Here is a 23883-nt window from a genome sequence, read left to right on the forward strand (position 1 = left end):
TCTCAATTAGCAGCTTACAACAATTTATCCAACGTGATCGGAAGATCGCGAACGCGTTTGCCGGTCGCGTGAAAGATCGCGTTGGCGATCGCCGCCGGGATCCCGACGAGGCACAGTTCGCCCATTCCCTTCACGCCCAGGGGATTGACGATCTTGTCGTCTTCCTCGACGAACGCCGTCTCCACCTCGCGCACATCGGCGTTCACCGGAATGTGATATGTCGCCAAATTCGTCGTCATCATCCGGCCGAATCGGTGGTCGATCGCGGTTTCTTCCTGAAGCGCCATTCCGATCCCCCAAACAACGCCGCCCATTTCCTGCGAATGCGATGTCTTCGGGTTCATAATCCGGCCGACTGCCGTCGCTTCGACGACCCGCGTGACGTTTACGATTCCGAGTTCTTCATCGACCTTGACCTCAACGAACTGCGCGCCGTGAGCCTGCGTCGTATATTTCTGGCGCTCGGCGTCCGGCCGCGAGGTATGCGTCTCGACGAGTTCCGTCATCACGTTTGCCTTCATCACGTCGGCGATCGAAACCCGTTTGGAGGCGTCCGCCTTCAAGCTGATGAAACCGTCGGCCATCGACGCGTCGTCAACGTTCGCGCCCGCGAACGGCGAGTTTTCGGTCTTTGCCGCGAGATCGAACAGTTTCTTTTTGATCGCCATCGCCGCGCCGTACGCCGCCGTGCCGACAGACGCGGTCGTAAATGACCCGCCCTGAACCGGCGCCGGCGGGAGGTCGCTGTCGCCGAGTTCGAACTTCACTTTCTCGGCCGCGATCCCAAGATACTCTGCGGCGATCATCGTGATCACCGTGTAGGTGCCGGGACCGATGTCGGCCGACGCGCTGGCGACGTTGGCCGTTCCATCGTTGCGGAGCGTGATCCTAACCGTCGCCGGAATTTGAAACGCGCCCCAGATACCGGTCGCGACGCCCCAGCCGACGAGCCACTTGCCGTCGCGCATAGAACGCGGTTCGAGTTTGCGTTTGTCCCAGCCGAACTTCGCCGCGCCTTGCTTGAAAGCTTCGCGCAACGCTTTGCTGGAAAACGGTTTGCCGGTTTCCGGATCCTTTTCGGCGTAGTTGATCAAACGCAGTTCCATCGGATCGATCTTCAGTTCGAATGCCAATTCATCGATCGCCGATTCGAGCGCAAAAGCGCCCGATACCATTCCCGGCGCACGCATCCAGGTCGGCGTCGGAAGATCCGTTTTGGCGAGTTTGTAGGGTGTGTCGTAATTCGGGCATTCGTAGAGCGTGCGTCCGAATCCGTTCGGACTTTCGGCGAATGACTGATAAGTAGAAGTGTTTCCGATCGCTTCGTGAACGATCGAATTGAGTTTTCCGTTTTTTTCGGCGCCGATCGCGACCTTCTGCCAGGTGTACGGCCGATAGCCGTGGCCGGTGAACATCTGGCGGCGCGTGTAGTTGACCTTCAGCGGCCGTTTGATGTCACGCGCGACGGATGCCGTCAGGAACGTGTAGTAATGCGGATCGAGGGCCGCACCGAATGCGCCGCCGACGAAAGGCGAAATGACGCGGACGTTTTCGGGTTTGAGCCCGAAGCACTGCGCAAGATGGTTCTGGACGTCCTTCACTCCTTGGGTTTTGGTGAACATCGTCAATTTGTCGCCTTCCCAAAAGGCTATCCCGCCGTGCGGTTCCATCGGATTGTGATGCTCGATCGGGATCGTGTACTCGGCCTCGATCCTGACGGGCGAGTTCTTAAACGCGCCGGGCGCATCACCGCGCATTTTGGGACCACGCGACGTTTCCGCCGGCGCTTTTACGGTCTCGGTCTTCGATTCTTCCTCGGAGTATGTCGATCTGACAAGCCGGGCCGCAAACCGCGCTTGCTCGAACGATTCGGCGACGACGAACGCGATCGGTTGGTCGCTGAAAACGATTCGGTCCGACTGCATCGCGAAAAAGTCCGGATCTTTCGACTGCGACTTCGGAGCGTTAAGATGCGTGTAAACCTTGATCACGCCCGGTTGTTTCTCGGCCTCGGATACGTCGATCGATGTAATTCGCCCCTTCGCGATCCGGCTTTGCGCGATATAGCCGAACGCGATGTTCTTGACGTCGAATTCCGAGGCGTATTTAGCTTTGCCGGTCACTTTCGCAACGCCGTCGACGCGGCTCATTTCTTTTCCGATGTACTTCATACGATTTTAGATTTTCGATTTTCGATTTTCGATTTTGGATTGATCAGCGGCTCAATCCGTATCGAGTATCGTTCAGCACACTCAACTAATATCGTTCAGCGTCGGGCTCCCGCCCGACGAAACGATCCGAATTTCCGATTTTGGGCTACCGCCCAAAATCCCCGAAGTCTTCACTTCCCGGCCAATGCTTTTTCGAGTGCGCGAACGATCGATCGCTTTCCCAACTCGACCTTGTACTCGTTGTGTTCGAGCGGTTTCGCGTTCTTCATTTCAAGCTCCGCGGCCTGTTTGAAAACCTCGCGCGACGCGGTCTTGCCGGCGAGAAACTTCTCCGCTTCGAGCGCCCGCCACGGTTTGTTCGCAACGCCGCCGAGCGCGATCCGTGCAAGCTTGATCTTCTTGCCGGTGAGTTCGAGTCCGGCGGCGACCGAAACGAGCGCAAATGAATAACTCGCGCGATCGCGAACCTTCAGGTAATAGGAATTCGCCGCGAAATTGTTCTTCGGCAGATCGATCGAAGTGATCATCTCGCCGTGCGCGAGCGCTTTGTCATCGTGCGGCGCGTCGCCCGGCAGCCGATGAAGTTCGGTAAAAGGTATCGAACGCATTTTGCCTTCAGCGTTTTGAATGTTGACCTTAGCGTCGAGCGCCGCAAGCGCGACCGCCATATCCGAGGGGTTGACCGCGACGCAATTCTCCGACCAACCGAGAATTGCATAAGTTCGATTCAACCCACCGATGGCGCTGCAGCCCGAACCGGGCTCGCGGCGATTGCACGGCACGGCGATGTCATAGAAGTAAAGACATCGCACCTGCTGCAAAACGTTGCCGCCGTTTGTCGCCATATTTCGAATCTGCTCCGACGCGCCGGCGAGGATCGCCCGCGCCAGCATCGGATAGCTTTGACGGACGAGCGGATGATTCGCCGTTTCCGTGTTTTTGGCAAGCGCGCCGAGCGACAAACCTGTCGCCGTCGGTTTGATCTCGGACAGTTTCAAGGAATTGATGTCGACGAGTTCGTCGGGGCGCGAGATATCTTCCTTCATCAGATCGAGGATATTGGTTCCCCCGGAAAGATAACGCGCGTTCTTGTTTGACGACACCGACTTAACCGCGCCGGCGGCGTCACTCGCCTTGGTGTACTTAAACGGTCGCATCGGTCTTGTCCTCCTTCACGAATTCCCACGTCTGCGCGACCGCGGCGCCGGTATGAACCTCGCGGATCGCCTTGACGATGTTCGGATACGCGCCGCACCGGCATAAATTTCCCGACATTCGTTCGCGGATCTCATCGTCGGAGAGCGTCAACGGCCGGGCCTTTGCGCGGATTTCGTCCGAGACGAAACTGATCTGACCGCGCTTTGCCTCTTCGAGCATCGCGACCGCCGAACAGATCTGACCCGGCGTGCAATATCCACACTGAAAGCCGTCGTGTTTGATGAACGCAGCCTGAAGCGGATGAAGTTCGTCGCCGTTTGCGAGTCCTTCGATCGTTGTTACGGTCTTGCCTTCGCACGTCGCCGCGAGCGTCAGGCAAGAAAGCACTCGGCGGCCATCGACGATCACCGTGCACGCGCCGCACTGGCCGTGGTCGCAGCCTTTTTTCGATCCGGTCAATCCCAATTTCTCGCGCAGTGCATCGAGCAGTGTGACGCGCGAATCCAGGCTTAGGGACTTTTGCGCTCCATTGACGCTTAGCGTGACTTTCACGGCGTTTTCCTCCGCGACCGGTGCGAACAGCGCGTCTTCCGGAACGTTGAAATTCGCAAGAATCTCCTGTTCGGCAAGGATTTGCGCGGCAAGAACGCCGAACGTCGTCGCCGAGACCTTGCCGAGGAACTTTCGGCGCGATTCGCCCAAATCGGTCAACAGCGCCTGCTCGTCGTCAGACAGCTGCACCGCGCCGTTGCTTTCAACTTTATCGGTCATAGTTTCTTCGTCTCCGAAACGTCTCCGAAGCCATCAAAGACGCTTCGGATCAAATCCGTGTTTAGTTTTGTTACTCTACCAAAATCTCGTTTGTTTCGAAAGAAAATTACCGGCATTTTCGCTCCTAAAAACCGCGCCGTCGGCTGAAAAGAAGAATTCCGCGTGATATATTGAGCATTGACGGATATTACCTTTACGGAGTTTTCCAGATGAATCGCCTGAAATTGCTTTCCTGTTTTGCATTTGCCACATTCGCCGCTTTGTTTTTCGGTAATCAGATTCTGACCCTGACCGCGAGCGGTCAGGGTTCGCTCTCCGCTCCGACCGCTGTTTTGGCGTCGGACAATAACTATGCCGATAAGGTCGGCGTTTATTGGGACACGATCCGCGGTGCAACGCTCTATCGGATCTTTCGAAACACGACCAACAACTCGGCGACCGCGACCGACGTCGGTACGACCGCTGCGAATTTCTTTTTCGACCTGACGCCGACCGCCGGTCAACCGTATTTCTATTGGGTCAAGGCCGAAAACGGCGCGATCGTCAGTCCGTTCAGCAATTCCGATCAGGGAACGCGTGCCGTTGGCGGTTTTTCAGGCGGATTGTTTCCGCCGCTGGATCCACCTGCGATACCCGCGGAAAATCCGGTCACGGCGGCGAAGGCCTATCTCGGCAAAGCGCTGTTTTGGGACGAGCAGCTTTCCTCAACCAGGACCGTTTCCTGCGGGACCTGTCACCGCGCCGGAGCGGGCGGATCCGATCCGCGAACTATTTTTGGCGACAGCCGCTCGCGAAATCCCGGTTTCGACAATACGTTCAACACCGCCGACGATCCCTTCGGTTCGCCCGGGGTGCCGCAGAACAACGCGGACGGAAGTTACGTCTTGAACAACTTTTTCAAGTTCAACGAACAGGTCACCGGTCGCAAGTCGCCTTCGTATTTGAACGCCGGATACTCGCCGAACGGAATCTTCTGGGACGGTCGCGCGACGAGCCAGTTTCGGGATCCGCTAACGAATGCGGTCGTGATTCCAAGTGGCGGCGCACTCGAAAGCCAGGTCCTTGGACCGCCGCTTTCTTCGGCGGAGATGGCCCACGGCGGCCGTAATTGGACACAGGTCGCGGCGCGCGTCGCGGTTTCGAAACCGCTCGCTTTGGCAACGAATATCCCGACCGCGCTTCAAACCTGGATCAACGGCCGAAACTATCCGCAACTATTCGAAGAAGCTTTCGGTACGGCGGACGTGACGCCGGTGCGAATCGCGCTGGCGATCGGAACGCACGAACGCATTCTATTTTCGGACCAAACGCCGCTCGACAAGGACTCCGCGAATATCGAAACACTGACCAGCGAGGAGGAGTTGGGCAAGAGCCTTTTCGTTAACCTGCAATGCGCGATTTGCCACTCCGACGCGCTGATGTCCGACCAGCAGTTCCACAACATCGGCGTTCGACCGCCGGCCGAAGACCTCGGGCGCGGCGCGATCACCGGACTTCCCGACGATAACGGCCGTTTCCGGACTCCGACGCTTCGCAATATCGAACTCCGCGGCCCCTTTATGCATAACGGACGGTTCGCAACGCTTGAGGACGTCGTTGAATTCTACAATCGCGGCGGTGATTTTGACGCGCCCAACATCGACCACAATTTGATTCGTCCGCTCAATCTGACACCCGGACAGAAAGCGGCGCTCGTCTCGTTTCTGAAACGGCCGTTGACCGATTTACGGGTCAAGAACGAACTTCCGCCGTTTGACCGGCCGACACTTTACACCGAGACGAATCGGGTCCCGGTCGTTTCTGGCACCGGCCGCGCCGGTTCCGGTGCGATCACGCCGAAGGTGACGGCGATCGAACCGCCGCTTGTCGGAAATCCGAGTTTCACGGTCGGCGTCTCCGATTCGCTCGGCGGTGCGCAAGCCGTGCTTGTGATCGATTCTGCCGATCCGGGAGTCGGCTCATCGATTCCCGCCGCGGGATCCTTTGCGCGACAGACGATCAGTCTTCAGGGCTCTGGAAACGGCAATGGTTGGGGTTCGATAAGTCTCGCGATTCCGAATCAGCAGTCGCTTGTCGGCCAGACGTTTTACGGTCGTTGGTACGTCACCGACGCCGGCGCGGTGAACGGTTTTTCGGTCTCACAGGTTTTCAGTTTCACCGTCTTCGGAACAGCGGCGGTCACGCCGGCGACATTTGCAGATTTCGACGGCGACGGTAAGACCGATATTTCGATCTTTCGTCCATCGAACGGTCAGTGGTGGCTCGCGCGGACGACGCTCGGTGTCATCACGCATACATTCGGAAACTCGTCCGACAAACTCGCTCCGGCCGATTTCACGGGCGACGGCAAAACGGACGTCGCGATCTATCGTCCGTCATCCGGATCTTGGTTTGTCTTGAGGAGCGAGAACTTCTCGTTCTACTCGTTCCCGTTCGGCGCGTCGGGCGATATTCCGGCGCCGGGCGATTTCGATGCCGACGGCAAGGCCGACGCGGCGGTGTTCAGGCCTTCGAACGCGACGTGGTACGTGCAGCGTTCGTCGGATAACGGGACGACGATCCAGCAGTTCGGCGCCAACGGCGACGTTCCGCAGGTCGGCGATTACGACGGCGACGGCCGCGCCGATATGGCGATCTATCGTCCGAGCGTCGGCCAATGGTGGCTGAACCGTTCGACGGCGGGCGTCATCGCGGCGACGTTCGGGATTTCGTCCGACAAGCCGATGGCACGCGACTTCACCGGCGACGGCAAGACGGACCTTGCGTTCTGGCGGCCTTCGTCGGGCGAGTGGTTCGTGTTGAGATCGGAAGATTCGACGTATTACTCGGCGCCGTTCGGAATCTCGACCGACATTCCGGTGGCGGGCGACTATGACGGCGACGGCAAGGCCGACACGGCGGTGTTCCGTCCGTCGGCGGCGACTTGGTACGTCAACCGCTCGACTCAAGGATTGCTGATCCAGTCGTTCGGCGCGGCGACGGACATTCCGGTTCCGTCGGCATACTAAGAAATGAGAAGTGAGAACTGAGAAATGAGAAATGAGAAGTGAGAACTGAGAAATGAGAAATATGAGAAATGAGAAATGAGAAGTGAGAACCGAAAACTGAGAAGTGAGAAGTGAGAAGTGATAAGTGATAAGTGATAAGTGATAAGTGAAACTATCAGCTAATCACCATCAACTATCAGCTATTTGTCAGTTCTCAGTTCTCAGTTCTCAGTTCTCACTTCTCAGCTCTCACTTCTCAGATCTCACTTCTCAGTTCTCAGATCTCACTTCTCAGTCCCCACTTCTCAGTTCTCAGTTCTCAGTTCTCAGTTCCCACTTCTCAGTTCCCGCTTCTCACTTCTCAGTTCTCACTTCTCAGCTCTCAGTTCCCACTTCTCAGCTCTCAGTTCCCACTTCTCAGCTCTCACTTCTCAGTTTTCAGTTCTCCCTTCTCAGTTCTCACTTCTCAGTTCTCGCAGACGATCAGATTTACTGCTCCGAGCGCTTTTCTTCTCAGTTCGACGATTTTCAGGCCTGAGTTTTCGGCCAATTCGGATGTACGCTGATTGAAGCGATCTTCGATGAGCGCCATCGAAACGATGTTGAAGAGATCAAAAAGATACCCCAAAAGGCCGTTCGGACGAACGTGTTCCAACAGCACGATCCTTCCGCCTGGCCGGACCACTCGCCTAAGCTCGTTGAATCCGTCCGTGGGATTTGCGACCGAGCAAAAAACCAAAGTCGCAAATGCGGCATCAAATGAACCGGATGAAAACGGCAGACTTTCGACGTTCGCACGAATCAGGCTGATGCCGGCGGATCTGGATCGCGCTTTTCCGATCATCTCCGCGGAGATCTCGGATGCCACGGCACAAGCGGCCGGCGGATAGTACGCGAAGTTGGCTCCGGTCCCGGCGCCGATCTCCAGAATCCGGGAGTTCAGCGGCAGCAGCGACAAAGTCTCTTCGCGCCAACGCTTCAGAAAATTCCGTTCGAGCGGCGCCATCAGGCGGTCATAGCGTTCGGCGATCTTGTCGTAAACCATTCCAGCTTATTGTTAATCGTTGGTCGGCACATTTTCAATTAGCAATTAACCATTTACAATTAACAACCTGAGTTATGGCGAAAAAAGGTTCAGTTCTGATCTGTGACGACGAAGAGATCATGCGCGACGTGCTCGAGACGATCGTCTCGGGTGCGGGCTATAAGGTCGATCTCGCGCGCAACGGCGAAGAGGCGATCGAAGCCTATTCCGAGCGGCCGTACGATGTCGTTTTGATGGATGTCTCGATGCCCGGAATGGGTGGACTGACCGCGCTGCAGGAAATAATCAAGCTCGACGCCGATGCGTTCGTGCTGATGATCACTGCCTACGCGACTTTTGACACGGCGATCTCCGCCTGGGAAAAAGGCGCCGAAGGCTGTATCCGAAAGCCGTTTCAGAATGAACAGATCATTGCGATGGTGGCGAAAGGAATCAAGACGCGCCGGAAGGAAGAGGAGCGCGTCGTGCTTCGCCAGGCGATGACGCGTTCGGTTCGCCGCGAGGGGTTCATCGGCCGCTCGGAAGTAATGGAGAACGTTTTTCGGTTGGTTGACCGCGTCGCCCCGGCGCGTTCGACGGTCCTGATCACGGGCGAGTCGGGAACCGGAAAAGAACTTGTCGCCAAGGCGATCCACGAGGCGAGTCCGCGGGCCGAGCGACAGTTCGTCGTTGTGAACTGTTCGAACATTCCCTCGGAGTTGCTTGAATCCGAATTGTTCGGTCACACGAAAGGGGCGTTCACGGGTGCCGTCGCGGCCAAGAAAGGGCTCTTCGATGTCGCCGACGGAGGTTCGATCTTTCTCGACGAGATCGGCGACTTGCGGCCCGAAACTCAGGTTCGTCTGCTCCGCGTCATTCAGGAACGCGAATTCACGCCGCTCGGCGACACGACGCCGACGAAAGTTGACGTGCGCATCATCGCCGCGACGAACGTCGACCTCAAGGAGGCAGTCAAGAACGGGACCTTCCGCGAGGATCTTTATTATCGGCTTTCGGTCGTGCCGCTCGAACTTCCGCCGCTTCGCGACCGACGCGATGACATTCTCCCGCTGACCCAGTTTTTTATCCGCAAATACAACGACGAGAACGCACGTCAGGTGAGCGAGAATCTGGCGCCGGAGGTTTTGTCGCTGCTTGAGGCTTATTATTATCCCGGCAATGTGCGTGAACTCGAGAACATCATTGAAAGAGCCGTGGTGATCGCGCCGACCGATGAGATCACGATCGAGTGCCTGCGTCCTGAAGTTCGCGACCCGGACCTTGCGTTCGAGATGATGAAGGACACCGAAGGGTTTTCGGCCGATATCGATATCTCGCGCGGCGTGAATTTCTATGACGAGGTAAAGAAATTCGAGATCGATCTGATCCGGCGCGCACTTGAACAAACCGGCGGCCATCAATCACGCGCCGCGCGCCTTCTCGGACTGAATGCGACAACGCTCAATTCGAAGATCAAAACCTACAATATTCAGGCTCGGGCCTGATCATTTTATCTGCGTCGGAAATTCAATTTTTCATATTAAAATCCGAACTTAAAGATGGCTGCCCTTTTGGTCTTGCGGCTAAAACCAGCGTTTTATCGAGCAAACAAGGGGTTTCGGCCAAGTAATACAGTAATCAATTACTTTTTAGTAAAGATTCGCTCCTCGGACCTTCGTTTGGTACGCAGGTTGCATATATTTTAGCGGCTATCAATCTTGAAAGTGATCCGATGACGTCAGATTTCTCTGTAGATCTTGAGTTTTCGACAACGTCAGATTTTTTCTGGAAAATAAAATCAAGGAGTAGGTATGAAAAGGACATTTCTTTTAGTTATCACTTTCCTTACCCTTTCCGTCAGCATGTTCGCGCAGACGGTTACCGGCAGGCTTGTCGGAACCATCTCCGGACCGGACGGCGTCCTTCCGGGCGCGACGGTCGTTGTTACGGATGACAAGACGGGTAAAGAATACACGGTTACGACCGATTCACAGGGCGGATTTGTTGTCCCGCAGTTGAATTCGGGAACTTATACCGTCAAGACCACGGCGAACGGTTTTAAGACCAGCGTCGTCAAGAACGTTATCATCAACGTTGGCACGGACTACGGATTTGCGGCGACACTCGAAGTCGGCGACGTTTCCGCAACGGTTACGGTCACTTCGGGTGAAGATCTAGTTAACTCGACGAACGCCGAGCTTAACCGCACGATCAACGAGCGCCAGATCAAAGAGCTTCCGCTCAACGGACGCAATCCGCTGCAGCTGATTCTTCTTCAGGCCGGAGCCGCGTCGAATCCGAACCAGAATACGACCATCAACGGTTTCCGCACTTCGTCGACCAACATCATCCAGGACGGCGTCAACGTCCAGGACAACTTCATCCGCTCGAACGCGACGGACTTCAGTCCCGGCCGCGCTTCGGTGGGTAACGTCGAGCAGTTCACGATCACGACCCAGGCCGGCGCCGACCGAGGATTCGGCGGTCCGCAGATCGAACTCGTGACCCCGCGCGGTCAGAATTCGTTCCGCGGAGAACTGTTCATCTTCAACCGCAACTCCAAGTTCGCGGCAAACAACTTCTTCAACAACGCTGCCGGCAGTTTGACGGCCACGTCGCCGCGCGTTATCAGCGGCCTCGCGAGCGTCGGCGACCCGGTCGCTCCGCGCCCGTTCCTGAATCGTAACCAGTTCGGCGGCAGCGTCGGCGGACCGATTATCAAGAACAAGCTTTTCTTCTTCGGTTATTACGAAGGACTTCGCCTCCGCACGCAGGTCGCGAAGGTGACGACGACCTTGACGGCCGCCGCGAAACAAGGCCTCCTGACGTACATCGACAATGCCGGTGTGACGCGTCAGGTCAACCTGTTCACCCTTCCGAACACCGGCACCAACCCGCCGGTCGCGATCAACGGCACGGTCACCAGCCGCTTTCTTTCGAGACTGCCGGTCGGGAACACGACGGAAGCGGGCGACGGTCTGAACACCACCGGATATCGCTTCAATCAAAAGTCTGATACCGACCGCGACCAATTCACCGGCCGTATCGACTACCAATTGAACGATGCGAACAACGTCAACGGCGTCTTCGACTACTCGAAGGAAAATAACCTGCGGTCTGACATCGACGGTTCGTTCAACACGATCCCGGCGGTTGTGCAGCCAGCGATCAACAAGCGCGTCGCGCTTTCGTGGACGACCACTCCGTGGGCGACCTTCACGAACCAGATCCGCGGCGGAGTCTTGTTCAGCCGACCGGATTTCATCCGTGAAGAGGCGACCCCGACGCAGTTCGTCGTTCCGACGCTGATCACCAATCCGGAAGTCACGTTCCTGAACCAGGGACGCCAGACGGACAACTACAACCTGTCGAACACGTCGGACTACATCTGGAAGAATCACTCGTTCCGTTTCGGTGTTCAGTTCCAACGCGTCGGCATCAATGCCTATAACGATGCCGGTATCGTTTCTACGTACAACATCGGCACCAACGTCAACACCCCGGCAACGCCGGCGGTCGGAAACGCCGCTTACATCGGCGGTATCAGCGCCACTCAACGCAACACCGGCAACGCGCTCTACGCGCTGCTCGGCGGCATTATTTCGTCCGGCTCGCAGAGCTTCAACGTTGAAACGCAGACCTCGGGCTTCGTCCCGGGAGCGACTCAGCGACGCAAATTCGGTATGGACACGCTCGCCTTCTTCGGACAGGACAGTTGGCGCGTTCAACCGAACTTCACGCTCACGCTCGGACTTCGTTACGAGCGTCACGCCGGCCTCAAAACGAAAAACGGTCTCGCGTTCGAACCGATCATCGCCCCCGGCCGTGATCCGGTCGAAGCGATTCTCGATCCGACAGGCGCTTATCAGTTCGTTGGCGGCAACGCCGGTAAAGAAGGTCTCTTTTTCAAAGATGACAACAACAACTTCGCGCCGGTCGTCAACGCTTCGTATTCGCCGAGCTTCAAGAGCGGCTTCGGCAAATGGCTTTTCGGCGGCGAAGGCAAGAGCGTCTTCCGCGGCGGTTTCCGCTTCAGCTACGTCAACGACGAAGCGGTTCGCGCTCCGGACAACGCGTTGCTCGGCAACCAGGGCCTGAACTTCGGTGCCAGCGCCATCAACACTGCAACCGGCACGACGGCGCTTAACGACCGTCTCGGCGGCACGATCACGGCGGTCATCCCGCCGACGTTCCTCGCGAGCAGAACGTACGCGCAGAACAACACTGCCGCGTTCTCGAACTTCGGAACGGTTTTCGCCATCGATCCCAACATCCAGATCCCGCGCGTCGCCGAATGGAACTTCGGTTACCAGCGTGAATTTGGAAACTACGCTGTCGAAGTTCGTTACGTCGGAAGCTGGAGCGACAACCTGTGGCGTTCGATCGACTACAACCAGATCGACATTCGCGACAATGGCTTTGCCGCTGACTTCAATCGTGCCAGATCAAATCTGTTGATCTGCCGCACGACCGCAGGCTGCACCACCGGCGGAGCCTACAACGCCGCCGTCCCGGGCAGCCAGGTCCTAACCGTCTTCCCGAGTTTGGGAAGCGGCGGTTTGCTGACGAACTCGACGATCACGGCACAGCTCGATGCCGGTACGCCGGCCGATCTGGCGCTCGTGTACGTCCAGAACGCGTTGGCAGGTTCGGTTCGGTTCCTGCCGAACCCGGCCACGGGTGTCGCGAACGTGTTCCAGAACGGAGCGTTTTCGAAGTATCATTCGCTTCAGACGGAAGTTCGGCGTCGGTTCTCGAACGGACTGGAAATGCAGGCGAACTACTCGTTCGGCAAGACCATCACCGACGGACAGGGAACGGCGCAGACCCGTGTCGAAGCTTTCCTTGACAACCGCAATCGGGATCTCGATGTTTCGCGAGCTGACTTCGATCAGACGCACATCCTGAACCTGAACGTGATCTATCAACTGCCGTTCGGCAAAGGCAAGCAGTTCCTGAACAAGGGCGGCTGGCTTGACGTACTCGTCGGCGGCTGGCAGGCAACAAGCATCGTTCGCTGGGCGAGCGGTTCGCCGATCACCATCACGGATGCTCGCGGAACGCTTAATCGTGCGGGTCGTGCGGGTCGCCAGACGGCGCTTACGAGCCTGTCGAAGAGTGAGTTGAAGCAGCTTTTCGGTGTTTTCCGCACCGCGAACGGCATCTTCTTCATCAATCCGACGGCGATCGGCCGCAATGCTGACGGAACGGTCAACACCGCCGGCGGCGGAACCGGTCGCGGCGCTAACGGCTTCGGAACCCCGACGTTTACCGGTCAGGTCTTCTTTAACAACCTGCCGGGTCAGACGAGCGGTCTTGAACGAGCATTCCTGAACGGTCCTTCGACCTTCAACTGGGATGCTTCGCTGGTCAAGAACTTCTCGATCACCGAAACGATGCGTGTACAGATCAGAGCCGAGGCTTTCAACGTTCTGAACAACGTCAACTTCGTCCCGGCGCAGTTCCTCGACATCAACAGCACCAACTTTGGTCGCATTTCGTCGACGACTGCTCCGCGTGTAATGCAGTTTGGCGCGCGCTTCTTGTTCTAATTGACGACCGGCATCAAGAGAGCCAACTTCTCTTGACGCCGGATCACTTCTAGTCCGCCGGGTTTCGATCCGGCGGACTTTTTTGTTTGAAGCAACTTGAAAACGCGATATACTGAGGCCAATCTTAATGAACGGCTCTCTGTTGTCCACTTCCCAACTTTCTCTCAAACCACTCGGCGCGGGTGACCTCATCGACCGGGCGATTCGCCTGTACCGCAAGAACTTTTGGACCTTTCTTTGGATCGCGGCGCCGCCGATTCTCGCCGGAACTTTGATCTCAGTCGTTTGGACGGTGATCGGACGATCGCTTTTCACGCTCGACTCGGTCAACAATCCCGGCGAAACGTTCATTTACTACGTGTTCCTTTGGCTCGGGAATCTCTTCATCTGGATGATCGAGATCATTGCCGCGATGACGGTGATGGGCGGCGCGGCGCGGGTCTTCGTCAGGCATTTGCTGTTCGAGGAACCGATCACTTTTCGCGAGACCTACAAGACGGTGAAAGGCCGCATTCCGGGCTTGATCGCGGCTTCGACGATCATCACGGTCGTTCTTGGAATGTTCGGGTTGTTTCTTTTCTACGTCGCGCTCATTTTGGTCTTTCTGGCGATCGCCGTGACGTTCGCGGCTTTCAGTTTTTCACCTTTTCTGACGACGATCGTCTCGATTGCATTATCGATCGTCCTTATCGGTCTGACGCTTTGGGTCTTTTTTCTTCTCGCGTCGCGCTTCGCATATGTGCCGCAAGTGATGCTCGTTGAAGGCCAGCCGCTGATGTCGGCCATCGGCCGGAGCGCGTCGCTTGCAAGCGGAAACGTCAAACGGCTCGCCGGACTCGTGATCTTTACGCTGCTTGCGATCTACTCGGCGCTGGCGTTGTTGTACGTTCCGCTCGGCTGGTACGCGTGGGTAAACGGCGTCGAGATCTTGCGCTTTGCGGTCGATCCGGACGCGGTTCCGGCGTGGTACGAGATCGCCAATCAGTTCATCTGGCAAGCGAGTATGATCTTGCTTTTGCCGGTCTGGATGATCGGTCTGTGTTTGCTTTACGTTGATGAACGCGTCCGCCACGAAGGCTACGACATTGAATTGATGGCGGCCCGCCGGCTCGGCGAGATCCCGGCGGTTCCGGAGGATTTCGTGAATCCCCTGCAGCCGGCGCTCGCTCACGGCATTGTCACGAATCCGGAATACACGCCGGAAAGGAAATCGTCTTTTACGACTCTCGGTCTGAAATGAAGTTCGTCCTTTCATCGCTGGTCCTTTTGATCGCTGCCGCTTCGGCGTTCGGCGGGACGCTGACCGATTACAGGAACGCGATCGGCGATGCGCGAATCAAGATCGATAAACTTATCGTGATGGCCGAAGATGGCGTGGACGAAGTGTCTCTCCGCGGACATCAAGCCGAAATTCGGGATCTGTTTGCAAAGCCCGAATCCAAACTCAGGCGCATCGACTTTGACGGAACGAGCGTCGAGATCGACAACCGTTGGGTACTCGAAAAACTCGCGCAGATCGAACAGTCTCCGGCGAAGCGGATCGACGTTCTCAACGAGATCGACGAAAGACTCGCCGCGGTCGTTGGGAAGATCGGCGAGCTCGAGAGTTCCGTCGCCGGCGGCAATTCAAAAGACGCCGACAAACAGAAGCTCGCCGAAATCCTCAAGCGCATCGAGTTTCAGAAGCCTGAACCGCCGAAAGAAAGCTGGCTCGACCGCATCCGCAAGGCGATCGATCGCTGGCTCAACGACAATTTTCCGGAAATGCAGGTGCCCGAGGGCGCAAGTGAAGGAATGCGCTCGACGTCCCTCGTGCTGCAGATCCTGCTTTACGCGGTGATCATCGGCGCGGTCGGTTTTATGCTCTACAAGTTCGCGCCGTTTCTCGCCTCGAAGCTGCGCCGGTTCGAACGCGAGGAAAAGGAAGATCGAGTCATCCTCGGCGAACGCATCGCCGGAAATGAGGATGCCGGAACGCTCTTTGGCGAAGCCGAAAGGCTTGCGCGCGAAGGCAATCTGCGCGGCGCCGTCCGCAAAGGCTACGTCGCGCTGCTCTGCGATCTGAGCGATCGGAAGCTGATCGGACTCGCGCGTCACAAAACCAACCGAGACTATCTGCGCGACGTCCGGAAACACGCCCCGCTTCATCAGAATATGAACGGAATGACCAACAGCTTCGAGCGTCACTGGTACGGATTCGAGGAGGTCACGCCGGTCGAATGGGAGGAGTTCCGCAACGGATACAAGCGGACGATAGAAACGGCGAAACAGTAGCGTTGGGCAATGTTCTGAGTTCCGCCCTCAGGCGGTGACAGTCAATCGTCCGAACCTGCGATTCGAAGATCCGGCTGGCCGGCGAAACTCCGGGGCCACGCGAAATATGCGTCAACGACTTTTCATTCTTGTCGGATTGTTCATCCTGATCGCGGTGCTGATCGGGTTGAACGCCGCGTCGTATACGCAAAAAGAGAAGTTGCCCGACAGCGAAATGCTGCCGAATCGTTCGACTTTCAACGGCGGTGCGACCGGATCACGTGCGTTTTTCGATCTTCTCAACGAAACCGGCCGCAAGCCTGTGCGCTGGATCGAGCCGCCGGCTGAGCTGGACAACAGGAGTTCGCCATCGACGTTCGTCGTCATCGGGAGTTTGCGTCAGGAATACAGCGATAAGGAGATCGAGGATCTTCTCCGTTGGGTCTCGCAAGGCCGCCGGTTGGTGATAATTGACCGAAATCCACCCGTTTCGCTGGCGAAGACGACCGCAAATTACGAGATCACGCTTGAGGGTTTCGAAAAGCCGTTCTTTGACACCGATGCTTACAACCAGCCGGAAATGACTCTCGGCACGAAGGCCGCGAAGCCGTCGCAGCCGACCGTATACACGCGCGGCGTTAACGCCATTCAGCCGTCTCGTTTCGCGACCTCGATCGAGGTCAGGCGAATTGATAATCCGGAAGTTCAGGAAATGATGTACGGCCGCGGCAACGCTCCGGTCGATTTTGATCCGACGCCGCCGACTGATGACGAAGAAGACTTCAGCGGAATGCCGACGCCGAAACCGTTGAAGACCGTCAAAGACAAGCTCGGAGCACCGGCCGCAACAACGCCTGATCGGAGCAATCCTCAAAATGAAGACTACTCGGTTCAAACGGAAGATTCGACGACGACCGTCGCGCTGACCGCGCCGGTCGTGCATTTCGCCAATGACCGGAAGAACATCGTCGTCGACGTTCCGTTCGGTTCCGGACGGATAGTTTTTCTCAGTGACCCGTATATCGTTTCAAATGCCGGGATCAGCATCGCCGACAATGCTGCTTTGGCCGTGAATCTGGTCGGATCGGACGGAACGATCGCATTCGACGAGTATCATCAGGGCTACGGGTCGAACCGCAACCGTTTTTTCGAGTTCTTTGACGGTACGCCCGTGATCGCGATGTTCTTGCAGATCGCGCTACTGATCGGTCTTGTGTTCTTTTCCCAAAGCCGGCGTTTCGCGCGGCCAGTTCCTGAGCCCGAACCGAACCGGCTTTCGAAACTGGAGTACGTTTCGGCAATGGCCGAACTCCAGCAACGAACAAACGGTTATGACATTGCCGTCGAGAACATATACACGGATTTCCGGCGTCGCGTCGCGCGCCTTGTCGGCGTCGATAATTTTACGGCTAGCCGGAGGAACCTGGCGCTTCTGATCGTCGAACGCCTGCCGGATGAGAACGCCGACGAAGTTGAATCGGTGATGAAGCGCTGCGAGGATGTGATGCACGGCGACCGCACCGGAAAGAAAGAAGTTTTGAGACTGACCAAGCGCTTGCGCGAAATCGAAGAGAACCTGGGGCTGCAACGGAGGAAAAAGAATGCGGGTGAAAGGTAGCGGCTGGCGGGAGCTTGGGGCGTTCCTCCCGCACAAAGTCGGATACCGTCGTCAACTGAATGAGCACATTTGAGTTAATCACCTTGATCTTGCTCTTTTTCGCGACGAGCATCGTCGGCGTCGTCACGGGCAGCAATTCGCTCGTCACGGTGCCGGTGATGTTTCAGTTCGGCATCGATCCAAGGGTCGCGGTCGCGACGAATATGTTCGGACTGACGTTTATGAGCATCGGCGCGACGATTCCGTTTTTGCGGAGCGGTACGATCGAACGCAAAACCGTGACGCCGCTGATCCTGATCACGGTCGTCGCTTCGGCGATCGGAGCGGCACTTGTTTCGTTGATCGCGCCCGGCGGGCTGAAACTGATCGTTTCGATCGCGATGATCGTGGTCACGGTCTTTACTTTGCTGAACCGGAACGCCGGCGTCAAAAAGTTCGAAGCCTCATCGTCGCGGACCGCGTTGGTCTATGTTCTGACGTTTGCGCTCGGAGTTTATGGCGGTCTCTACAGCGGCGGCTATGTGACGATGCTGACGGCTGTTTTCGTTGGATTATTCGGAATGAAGTTCAGCGAATCGGTCGCCGCGACGAAGGTCATCAACGTCTTTTCATCGGCGATTGCCACCGCCGTTTTTATGTGGCAAGGTTTAGTAGATTACAGGCTCGGACTGATTCTCGGAGCCTCGATGTTCGCCGGCGCGTACATCGGCGCGCACACGGTCACGAAGATGAGCGACGTCTGGCTCAAACGGATCTTCGTCATCGTCGTTCTCGCGCTCGCGCTTAAGACGATTTTGGATTTTGGATTTTAGATTTTGGATTGATCGAGATCCAAGCTTACTTCCCGGCACAACTTTGCCCGGCAAATCCGAAATCCCAAATCCCAAATCCCAAATATGCTGACTTACACACCGCAAACCGTCGCTCATATCCTGAACGAACTCCGCAAGGTCATCGTCGGACAGGATGATCCGATCGAACAGATTCTCGTCGCGCTCCTGGCCGAGGGCCACGCGCTCGTCGAAGGCGTTCCGGGAACCGCGAAAACGCTCACGATCAAGACGCTTGCGCGGATCATCGGCGCACATTTTTCACGCATCCAGTTCACGCCGGACCTGATGCCGTCGGACGTTACCGGCACCAACGTTTTCAATATGCAGACGTCGCAATTCAGCCTGCGACACGGGCCGATCTTCACCGACATTCTGCTGGCCGACGAAATAAACCGCACCCCGCCGAAAACTCAGGCGGCGCTGCTCGAGGCGATGGAGGAACGCCAGGTGACGATCGACGGCGAACGATTCCAGCTTTCTCCTCTGTTTACCGTGCTCGCGACCGAGAATCCGATCGAGTATGAAGGAACATACCCGCTGCCCGAGGCGCAGCTTGATCGATTCCTGCTAAAGATAAACATCGATTATCCGCCGGTCGAGGCCGAACTCGAGATCGTCGCCCGCTGGGATCAGGGTTTCAACTCGCGCCGGCTCGAGGACGTGGATGTCGTGCCGCTTTCGGATGTCGCCGCGATTCAACATTGCCGCGCCGAGGTTCGCGCGATGCGCCTCGAACCCGGCGTGCAGAAATACATTGTCGACATCATCCGCAAGACCCGCAGTCACCCGACGATTCTTTATGGTGCGAGTCCGCGCGCGGCAGTCGCTCTGCTGCTTTGTTCAAAAGCACTGGCGGCGATCCGCGGTCGCGATTTCGTGACTCCGGATGACATTCGCGACGTCTCGGCTCCGGTTTTGCGCCATCGACTCGCGCTTCGCGCCGAAGCCGAACTCGACGGTGCGACGACCGATGCCGTGATCGCGGACATCATCAAAGGCGTTGAAGTTCCGCGATAGCGTTTGATTAGGACAACTGCTGAATTTGCAGTAAATTCTGAGTGTAATTACCTGGGAGCTTGGTTTGCCGGACAAGGAACATCGATGTGTCCGGAACAGATTCTCCAATGCCCCCTGGGCGATCCGAAATCCGAAATACCACGATTCCGAGGATTATAACGTTACGATGAACGATCTTTCGCGCCGTCATTTTCTGAAACAACTCGGAGCGTTGCCGGCTGTTTTTCTTGCGGCACGCGGCACTTTTGCCGGTTTTGAGACTCAGACCGAGACAACGCCGTTCGAGTTTCTCGTCGTCGGAGATTCGCTCGTCTGGGGACAGGGACTTGAGGAAAAGGACAAGTTTTACACGTTGACCAAGAATTGGCTCGAAACCGAGGCTTTCGGCGAACGGGTTCCCGTCAATTTGAAGGTCAAGGCGCACTCGGGAGCAACGTTGACTCCGCACGAAAACGAGCTGAAGGCGTTGCAAGCCGCCGGAAAGGACGAAACCAAATATTACAACTCGGAGATAAACGTTGGTTTTCCGAGCATCAAAACGCAACTCGATCTGGCCGCCAAAGAATACGCGGCGGCGAACACGCCAAACGAATCGATCCGACTGATTATGCTTTCGGGCGGTATAACCGACATTTCAGTCGCCGCTTTGCTTAATCCTTTCGGCGACAACGATCAGTTGCGCCGCGATATCGACAAGTATTGCTCCGGTTCGATGACCGAGGTTCTCGGACACGCGGCGACGCTCTTCCCCAACGCGCTGATCGCTGTAATCGGCTATTATCCGATGATCTCGCCAAAGACGCCGGCGCACGATCTGTTCAATTTCACGCTCGAAGCTTACGGGGTTCCGCGGCCGCTGAAGCCGGTCGTCAATAACCTGCTGACAAAGCAATTCTTCAAGATCATCAAGAAAAAGGCGATCAAGCGTTCGCGGATATGGATGGAACTCTCAGAAGCCAAACTGCGTGACTCCGTCGATAAACTCAACGCGCGGCAAACCGCGGCGCGGGCAGTTTACATCAACTCGCCGATCAATGAAGGAAACACCTTCGGAACCAATGACCTGCTGGTTTTCCGGATGCTCAAGAAAGGCCGTATAGAGGATCCGCAGTATGACGAGCGAAAAGAGTTTTGCGGACCGACTCTCAACGAACTCAAGAAATCCACGGGCCTCAAATATCCGATCCGTTTCTGCGATATGGCCGCCATCGGCCACCCGAATCCAGCCGGTTCGAGACTGTTCTCCGAATCGATCAAATCAGTTCTGGGTCCGCTGGTGAATGCCGGAAGAAAGTAGAAGTTCTTCAATATAGATTAACCTTTCAGCTTTTCTTATCGCTCACATCCTCCCCCGGCAGGGACTACAATCAACTTGGAGGATGTCGTCATGACCGCCTGTTCACGTCGCCTCTTTCTCAAACAGCTCGGAGCCGTCGCGGGTTTCACATTCACCGCCGGATCGATCGCACCGCTCTCGATCTTTGCCCAAAGCAATTCGGAATTCGAGGTCTTGGTCGGTGGCGACTCGTTCATCTGGGGTCAAGGACTACAGGAAAAAGACAAGTTCTACTCGCTGATCCGCGACTGGCTGGCGAACGATGTCTTCGGCGATTCGCAGCGCATCAATCTCACCGTCAAGGCGCACTCGGGCGCGCGCATTCGGTTGCACGACAAGCAGGTCGAAAAAATGAAAAGGGCCGGCCAGCCGACCGACAAGTTCTACTATCCCGAGGCCGATATCTCATTTCCGTCGATCACGACACAGATCGACACCGCATTGCGCGAGTACGCCGATCCGCGCAAAGTGAAACTCGTGATGCTGTCGGGCGGGATCACCGATCTCGTCGTCGGTAACGCGATCAATCCGTTTATGAAGAAGAGCAAATTCCTGCGGCTTGTTCATACTTATTGCCACGAGGAAATGGGGCGGCTCCTCGCGCACGTGACGGATGTTTTTCCCGAAGCGGTCGTTGCCGTATTCGCGTATTTCCCGATCGTTTCAACGAAGAGCGATATGAACAAGATCACGAAATACCTGATGAAGATGGTCAGGTTTCCGCACCAACTCCAATGGCTTTTGACCAACGGATTCAGCAAGCAGTTTATGAAGATCGTCCGCAAAGCGACTTCCGACCGGTCGCGTTTGTGGTTCAACGAATCAAACAAAGAACTGGCGGACGCGGTCGCGAAAACCAATGAACGGCTGGCGCGTCCGCGAGTCGTCTTCGTACCGTCTCCCGTGACGGAAGAGACTTGTTTTGCGACGCCGAACAGTCTCCTGTGGTCGCTCGACAAGGACAATCGGCCCGAGGACGACATATATGCAGAGCGCCTGGTGAAATGTCCGGAAGTCTTCAACGAGATCAAATACAAGCCGTTTGGGCCGCTTTCCGTCCGATTGTGCGAGCTCGCATCGGTCGCCCACGTGAACAAGGCGGGTTCGATCGCGTATGCGGAAGCGGCAAAGCCGATTCTGCGCCCGTTTTTCGCGGCCGGTTAATGTTGTAGAATGCTCGCGATGGAAGAAACGAAACCGCAACAACCTGGTTGGCGCGAGATGGTTCTGATCGCGATCATCGTTTTGTCTTTTGCCGCGATCTTCTTCATCCCGAAATTCGGCCAAGATCCGGCCTATCACGATTTCGCCGATCAACGTCCATTTCTCGGAATCCCGAACTTCCTTGACGTCGCGTCGAATTTAGCGTTTCTGATCGTCGGAATTCTTGGCCTGCGGGCTTGTTTCAGAACCCGCGCCGGGATCGAATGGACCGTTCTGTTCGTCGGCGTCGCTCTTGTCAGTGTCGGATCAGGCTGGTATCACTGGAATCCAAACAATGGGACGCTCGTTTGGGATCGTCTGCCGATGACCATCGGTTTTATGGGACTCTTCGTGGCGCTTCTGTCCGAACACGTCGGCGAGCGACTGCGTATGCTTTTGATACCGGCACTCTTGACTGGCGCGGCAAGCGTTTTTTATTGGTACCATTTCGACGATCTGCGTTTCTACGCCTGGGTCCAGGTCGTTCCGCTACTGACGGTTCCGCTCGTGCTGATCATCTTTCCGGGCCGTTTTTCACATCGCTGGCTGTTGCTGGTTGCGCTGGTTTTCTATGTCGCCGCGAAACTTACCGAAACGTGGGATGATCAGGTCTTCGCCGCGACCGGCTCGATCGTCAGCGGCCACACGATCAAGCACCTTCTATCGGCGATCGGGGTTCTCGCCATCTGGCAGATGATTCGTGAAAGACGAGCATCGCCAATGTAAATGCGTTTCCGGACCGCCGATCTCGCATTTTCGTTTCTCAGCGCGCCCGCGTTCGGTTCGCCCTACGGATTTCGGCTGCGTGCGCAATCCTGATTTCAATTTGTTATCATAAAATCTATGAAGATCGCGGTCGCAATGAGCGGCGGCGTCGATTCGTCGGCGGCCGCCGCGCTGTTGAAGGAACAGGGACACGAACTCGTCGGATTTACGATGCAGCTGTGGAATCAGCGTCGTCAGATCAACACCGACGAGAACGGCGAGCCTTTGCCGTCGCGATGCTGCTCGCTTGACGATGTTTACGACGCGCGGCGCGTGGCCGAAAGCCTCGGGTTTCCGTTCTACGTGCTGAACCTCGAAAAGGACTTCGAGCGCGACGTCGTCGAACCTTTCGTACAGAGTTATCTGAGCGGCCAAACGCCGATCCCCTGCGTCGCCTGCAACTCGCGCCTGAAATTCGCGTCGCTCGACAAGATGGCGCTCAGTCTCGGCTGCGAAAAGGTAGCGACCGGGCATTACGCGCGTGTCGAATACGATGAGGCGGCAAACCGCTACCGATTGTTTCGCGGAAAGAACCACTGGAAAGACCAGAGCTATTTCCTCTGGGAGCTCAATCAGGAACAGCTTTCTCGATCGCTGTTTCCGCTCGGCGAGATGTTGAAATCCGAGGTCCGCGACATCGCTCGGGAATCCAATCTTTATACGGCCGAAAAGCAGGAGTCGCAGGAGATCTGCTTCGTGCCGGACGGCAATTACTCCGGATTTATCGATCGATATCTCGAACACGAAGATCGGCGCGAAGAACTTCCGGCACCCGGCGACATCGTCAACACTCGAGGCGAGAAGATAGGCGAGCACACCGGCATTCACCGTTACACCATCGGTCAGCGTCGCGGACTCGGGATCGCGCACGAGAAACCGCTCTATGTCGTCCAGATCGAGCGTTTGAAGAATCAGATCATCGCCGGCGAAAAAGAAGAACTCGACGCGTACGAATTCATCGCAAAAGGCGTCAACTGGGTTGCGTTCGACACACCGTCGGCAGCAGTTCGCGCGCAGGTGAAGATCCGCTACCGCCACGAACCCGCGTCGGCGACGATTCACGCGCTTCCCGGCGACCGCGCAAGAATTGTTTTCGACGAACCACAGGCGGCGATAACTCCGGGCCAGGCGACGGTCTGGTACGACGGCGAAGAAACGGTCGGCGGCGGATGGATTGAAAAGAACTAGTTAAACG

16 protein-coding genes are annotated in these 23883 nt (G+C 56.6%); 12 read left to right on the forward strand and 4 right to left on the reverse strand.

The genetic code is table 11. The features are described 5' to 3' along the window. Positions 1 to 14: 14 nt before the first annotated feature. From IPN69_24795 to IPN69_24805, 3 genes are all read right to left on the reverse strand, one after another. Positions 15 to 2171 (reverse strand): xanthine dehydrogenase family protein molybdopterin-binding subunit, encoded by a 2157-nt coding sequence (locus tag IPN69_24795; protein MBK8813930.1) that lies wholly within the window; start codon positions 2169 to 2171, stop codon positions 15 to 17. A 170-nt stretch (positions 2172 to 2341) separates the two neighbouring features. Beyond that, on the reverse strand, positions 2342 to 3328 hold the full coding sequence (locus IPN69_24800; protein ID MBK8813931.1) for a xanthine dehydrogenase family protein subunit M: 987 nt from the start codon (positions 3326 to 3328) through the stop codon (positions 2342 to 2344). Next, positions 3315 to 4100, reverse strand: a complete 786-nt coding sequence (locus IPN69_24805) for a 2Fe-2S iron-sulfur cluster binding domain-containing protein (GenBank protein ID MBK8813932.1) — start codon at positions 4098 to 4100, stop codon at positions 3315 to 3317. The genes IPN69_24800 and IPN69_24805 overlap by 14 nt, the downstream gene beginning before the upstream one ends. 170 nt (positions 4101 to 4270) lie before the next feature. Between IPN69_24805 and IPN69_24810 the strand changes: the two genes are divergently transcribed. Next, positions 4271 to 7108: a VCBS repeat-containing protein gene (locus tag IPN69_24810; protein ID MBK8813933.1), complete on the forward strand. Its 2838-nt coding sequence runs from the start codon at positions 4271 to 4273 to the stop codon at positions 7106 to 7108. Between the two features lie 445 nt (positions 7109 to 7553). Here the strand turns inward: IPN69_24810 and IPN69_24815 are convergent, their stop codons facing one another. Further along, complete coding sequence (locus IPN69_24815; GenBank protein ID MBK8813934.1) at positions 7554 to 8132, reverse strand: methyltransferase domain-containing protein; 579 nt, start codon at positions 8130 to 8132, stop codon at positions 7554 to 7556. A 74-nt stretch (positions 8133 to 8206) separates the two neighbouring features. Here IPN69_24815 and IPN69_24820 point away from each other — a divergent pair, with 74 nt between their 5' ends. From IPN69_24820 to mnmA, 11 genes are all read left to right on the forward strand, one after another. Next, complete coding sequence (locus IPN69_24820; GenBank protein ID MBK8813935.1) at positions 8207 to 9616, forward strand: sigma-54-dependent Fis family transcriptional regulator; 1410 nt, start codon at positions 8207 to 8209, stop codon at positions 9614 to 9616. A gap of 306 nt (positions 9617 to 9922) precedes the next feature. Continuing rightward, positions 9923 to 13663, forward strand: a complete 3741-nt coding sequence (locus IPN69_24825) for a TonB-dependent receptor (protein MBK8813936.1) — start codon at positions 9923 to 9925, stop codon at positions 13661 to 13663. A gap of 127 nt (positions 13664 to 13790) precedes the next feature. Then, the gene (locus tag IPN69_24830; GenBank protein MBK8813937.1) at positions 13791 to 14903 is read left to right on the forward strand and encodes a hypothetical protein; all 1113 of its coding nucleotides are present in this window, start codon (positions 13791 to 13793) and stop codon (positions 14901 to 14903) included. Continuing rightward, positions 14900 to 15937 carry a DUF4129 domain-containing protein gene (locus tag IPN69_24835; protein MBK8813938.1) on the forward strand — a complete coding sequence of 346 codons (1038 nt, stop codon included), beginning with the start codon at positions 14900 to 14902 and terminating at the stop codon, positions 15935 to 15937. Before IPN69_24830 ends, IPN69_24835 begins: the two co-directional genes overlap by 4 nt. A 106-nt stretch (positions 15938 to 16043) precedes the next feature. Further along, positions 16044 to 17534 carry a DUF4350 domain-containing protein gene (locus IPN69_24840; protein MBK8813939.1) on the forward strand — a complete coding sequence of 497 codons (1491 nt, stop codon included), beginning with the start codon at positions 16044 to 16046 and terminating at the stop codon, positions 17532 to 17534. 59 nt (positions 17535 to 17593) lie between these two features. Next, on the forward strand, positions 17594 to 18346 hold the full coding sequence (locus IPN69_24845) for a sulfite exporter TauE/SafE family protein (protein ID MBK8813940.1): 753 nt from the start codon (positions 17594 to 17596) through the stop codon (positions 18344 to 18346). An 84-nt stretch (positions 18347 to 18430) separates the two neighbouring features. Next, positions 18431 to 19384: a MoxR family ATPase gene (locus tag IPN69_24850; protein MBK8813941.1), complete on the forward strand. Its 954-nt coding sequence runs from the start codon at positions 18431 to 18433 to the stop codon at positions 19382 to 19384. 166 nt (positions 19385 to 19550) lie between these two features. Then, complete coding sequence (locus tag IPN69_24855; protein MBK8813942.1) at positions 19551 to 20681, forward strand: hypothetical protein; 1131 nt, start codon at positions 19551 to 19553, stop codon at positions 20679 to 20681. Positions 20682 to 20771: 90 nt separating this feature from the next. Beyond that, positions 20772 to 21884 carry a hypothetical protein gene (locus tag IPN69_24860; GenBank protein MBK8813943.1) on the forward strand — a complete coding sequence of 371 codons (1113 nt, stop codon included), beginning with the start codon at positions 20772 to 20774 and terminating at the stop codon, positions 21882 to 21884. Positions 21885 to 21902: 18 nt separating this feature from the next. Continuing rightward, a complete protein-coding gene (locus tag IPN69_24865) occupies positions 21903 to 22649 on the forward strand; it encodes a ceramidase domain-containing protein (GenBank protein MBK8813944.1) in 747 nt (248 codons plus the stop codon). 117 nt (positions 22650 to 22766) lie between these two features. Then, positions 22767 to 23876: a tRNA 2-thiouridine(34) synthase MnmA gene (gene mnmA, locus IPN69_24870; GenBank protein MBK8813945.1), complete on the forward strand. Its 1110-nt coding sequence runs from the start codon at positions 22767 to 22769 to the stop codon at positions 23874 to 23876. Positions 23877 to 23883 lie beyond the last annotated feature (7 nt).

The sequence above is a fragment of the Acidobacteriota bacterium genome, assembly GCA_016715115.1.
Classification (GTDB): domain Bacteria; phylum Acidobacteriota; class Blastocatellia; order Pyrinomonadales; family Pyrinomonadaceae; genus JAFDVJ01.

Coding starts and splice junctions, on each gene's coding strand:
- IPN69_24815 (MBK8813934.1), bottom strand. CDS start 8,132: ATGGTTTACGACAAGATCGCCGAACGCTATGACCGCCTGATGGCGCCG.
- mnmA (MBK8813945.1), top strand. CDS start 22,767: ATGAAGATCGCGGTCGCAATGAGCGGCGGCGTCGATTCGTCGGCGGCC.
- IPN69_24825 (MBK8813936.1), top strand. CDS start 9,923: ATGAAAAGGACATTTCTTTTAGTTATCACTTTCCTTACCCTTTCCGTC.
- IPN69_24855 (MBK8813942.1), top strand. CDS start 19,551: ATGAACGATCTTTCGCGCCGTCATTTTCTGAAACAACTCGGAGCGTTG.
- IPN69_24805 (MBK8813932.1), bottom strand. CDS start 4,100: ATGACCGATAAAGTTGAAAGCAACGGCGCGGTGCAGCTGTCTGACGAC.
- IPN69_24800 (MBK8813931.1), bottom strand. CDS start 3,328: ATGCGACCGTTTAAGTACACCAAGGCGAGTGACGCCGCCGGCGCGGTT.
- IPN69_24795 (MBK8813930.1), bottom strand. CDS start 2,171: ATGAAGTACATCGGAAAAGAAATGAGCCGCGTCGACGGCGTTGCGAAA.
- IPN69_24850 (MBK8813941.1), top strand. CDS start 18,431: ATGCTGACTTACACACCGCAAACCGTCGCTCATATCCTGAACGAACTC.
- IPN69_24835 (MBK8813938.1), top strand. CDS start 14,900: ATGAAGTTCGTCCTTTCATCGCTGGTCCTTTTGATCGCTGCCGCTTCG.
- IPN69_24860 (MBK8813943.1), top strand. CDS start 20,772: ATGACCGCCTGTTCACGTCGCCTCTTTCTCAAACAGCTCGGAGCCGTC.
- IPN69_24845 (MBK8813940.1), top strand. CDS start 17,594: ATGAGCACATTTGAGTTAATCACCTTGATCTTGCTCTTTTTCGCGACG.
- IPN69_24820 (MBK8813935.1), top strand. CDS start 8,207: ATGGCGAAAAAAGGTTCAGTTCTGATCTGTGACGACGAAGAGATCATG.
- IPN69_24840 (MBK8813939.1), top strand. CDS start 16,044: ATGCGTCAACGACTTTTCATTCTTGTCGGATTGTTCATCCTGATCGCG.
- IPN69_24865 (MBK8813944.1), top strand. CDS start 21,903: ATGGAAGAAACGAAACCGCAACAACCTGGTTGGCGCGAGATGGTTCTG.
- IPN69_24830 (MBK8813937.1), top strand. CDS start 13,791: ATGAACGGCTCTCTGTTGTCCACTTCCCAACTTTCTCTCAAACCACTC.